The sequence below is a fragment of the Bradyrhizobium sp. P5_C11_2 genome (genome assembly GCF_054049755.1).
In genome coordinates this window covers 1-2,268 of record NZ_JBFULT010000837.1, presented here as the reverse complement: position 1 = coordinate 2,268, position 2,268 = coordinate 1, and the positions used below count along the sequence as shown (strand labels likewise).

At 67.4% G+C, this 2,268-nt stretch carries 3 protein-coding genes; 1 reads left to right on the top strand and 2 read right to left on the bottom strand.

From position 1 onward, the window contains the following. Nucleotides 1–335: PaaI family thioesterase (locus ACXJL8_RS39225; RefSeq protein ID WP_456686832.1), on the bottom strand; the 335-nt coding region annotated here is incomplete at its 3' end. 149 nt (nt 336–484) lie between these two features. On the opposite strand from ACXJL8_RS39225, the gene ACXJL8_RS39220 reads away from it, so the two are divergent. Beyond that, nucleotides 485–802 (top strand): hypothetical protein, encoded by a 318-nt coding sequence (locus ACXJL8_RS39220; RefSeq protein WP_456622614.1) that lies wholly within the window; start codon nt 485–487, stop codon nt 800–802. 39 nt (nt 803–841) lie between these two features. Here the strand turns inward: ACXJL8_RS39220 and ACXJL8_RS39215 are convergent, their stop codons facing one another. Further along, entirely contained in the window at nt 842–2,266 is a 1,425-nt protein-coding gene (locus tag ACXJL8_RS39215) for an amidase (RefSeq protein WP_456686831.1), read from the bottom strand. Nucleotides 2,267–2,268: the final 2 nt, after the last annotated feature.

Here is a 2,268-nt window from a genome sequence, read left to right as displayed (position 1 = left end):
TAGCACACCGAATGCGCCTTGATGTCGAGGCCCGGCGTCGCCGGCTTCTGGTAGTCGATGCGCAGATCGAGGGTCGCGATCGCGCGCGTGCCGTCGAGCGCGAGTTGAACGGCCATGCCGCAGCTCTCGTCGAGCATCGCGGTGACGACGCCGCCATGCAGCACGCCGGTCTCGGTGTCGCCGACGAAGACGGGACGGTAGGGCAGGCTCGACCACGCCTCGCCCGGCGCGAACCGGTCGAGCCGCAGCCCGCTGATGTGGCCGTAGTCGGAGCGGCGGCCCTGGATGGCCTCGGCGAGCTCCTCGAACGGAAGCGTGGTCGGTGAAGTGGACATGACGACGTTCTAGACCAGTGTCGGGCGCCGCGCAAAACCCCGAAAGGACTTCATCAGGCAGTCCTGCCTGGGCCGGTTTGGCCTCGACACGGCGTGCCGAAGCAACGATGGTGGGCGCTTCGTCCGTCGACTAGCCCCAAGGAGTGCCCATGGCCGACCCCGAAACACCCGCCACCAATCAGGGGCCCGTGACCATTTCGAGCTCCAGCTCGGAACGGGCACCGATCATCTATTTCGACGGCGCCTCCTGCTTCGGCCATCACAACGGCGCGATCCAGATCGAGCTCGCCGCGAACCTGCTCATGCCGGTCGGTGCCGCCGTCAGGGTCGACGTGATCCAGACCGCGCATCTGCGCTGCAGCGTGGCCGCGGCATTGGCCTTGCGCGAAGCGCTCGACAAGGCGCTCGCGATGTACCGGCAGGGGCAGCAGCAGCCGAATGAGGAGATTCCGGCGGTGAAGAACTGATGCGGCATCGCGGTCGCATGTCGCCGCGATCGCAGTTTCTCAACTCACATGCACCTTCGGCTTCTTGCCGTCGTTCCACCTGCCGTCGAGCGCGCGCTCGATCTGGGCGGCGAGTTGCAGCAGCAGGCCGTCGCTGGCCTGTTTCCCGATCGCCTGGATGCCGAGCGGCAGGCCGTGATCCTGGCTTGCCATCGGCATCGAGATCGCCGGCATGCCGCAGAGATTGGCGAGCGGCGTGAAGGCGAAGAAGCGCSAGAGATTGCCGAACCAGTCGAGCACATCCGGATTGTCGGAGATGGTAAGATACTCTGTCGTGCCGACCTTCGGCGTCGGCAGCGCGGTGATCGGCGTCAGGATGACGTCCCACTGCTCGAAGAAGGCGCCGAAGCCGCGCGATGTGGTGTTGAACGCGCCCTGCATCTTGGCGCGCTCGGCGAAGCTCGTGTGGCGGCCGGCTTCCCAGATCCGGATGTTCATGGGCTCGATGAGATCTTCCGGCGGCATTTCCAGCCCGCGCGCGGCCAGCATGTTGGAGATCACGACGGCAAAGTTGCTGATGTAGCAGGTGGTCTGCGCCTCGAATGCGGCGCGGAAATCGAGCTCGGGCAGGGCGTAGTCGACGTGATGGCCGAGGCCCTCGAGGAAGCGGCCGGTCTTCTCCAGCTCGGCCGCGATCTGCGGCGTCGCGGTGTAGTCGCCCCAGGTGTGCGACAGCGCGATCCGGAGCTTGCCGGGATCGCGCTTGATCATCTCGGAATAGGGCTGCGCCGTGGTCCAGAACGGCATGAACTCGCCGGGCGCCGGTCCCCTTGCGTGGTCGACGAAGGCCGCGGTGTCGCGCACGCTGCGCGACTGGCAGCCCTGGATCGAGACGAGGCCGGTGAGGTCGGACATGTGCGGCGCCAGCGAGAACACGCCGCGCGAGACCTTCAGGCCGATATTGCCGTTGACGCCGGCGGGAATGCGGATCGAGCCGCCACCGTCGGTCGCATGCGCGATCGGCACCACGCCGGCCGCGACCATCGCGGCACTGCCGGCCGACGAGCCGCAGGTGGTGTAGTCGGTGTTCCAGGGATTGCGCGTGACATAGACGGCCGGATTGTCGGCCGAGCTGCACACGCCGAATTCCGGCGTCGTCGTCCGTCCGATCAGGTTCAGTCCGGCCTGGCGAAACTTGCCGGTCAGGAAGGTGTCGGCGGCGGCGCGATTGCCGCGCATCAACAGCGAGCCCATCTCCTGGAGCCGGCCCTTCATGGTCGGGCCGAGGTCCTTCATCAGGAAGGGCAGGCCGGCGAAMGGGCCGGCGAGATTGGCGCCGTCCTTGGCCGGGTCGGCGATCACGTCATCGAACAGCTCGACCACACCCGACAGTGCCGGATTGACCTTGGCGACGCCGGCGGCGGCCTGGCGGGCCAATTCCTTCGCCGTCAGCTCGCCCTTGCGGACGCGCGCCGCCAGCCCCACGC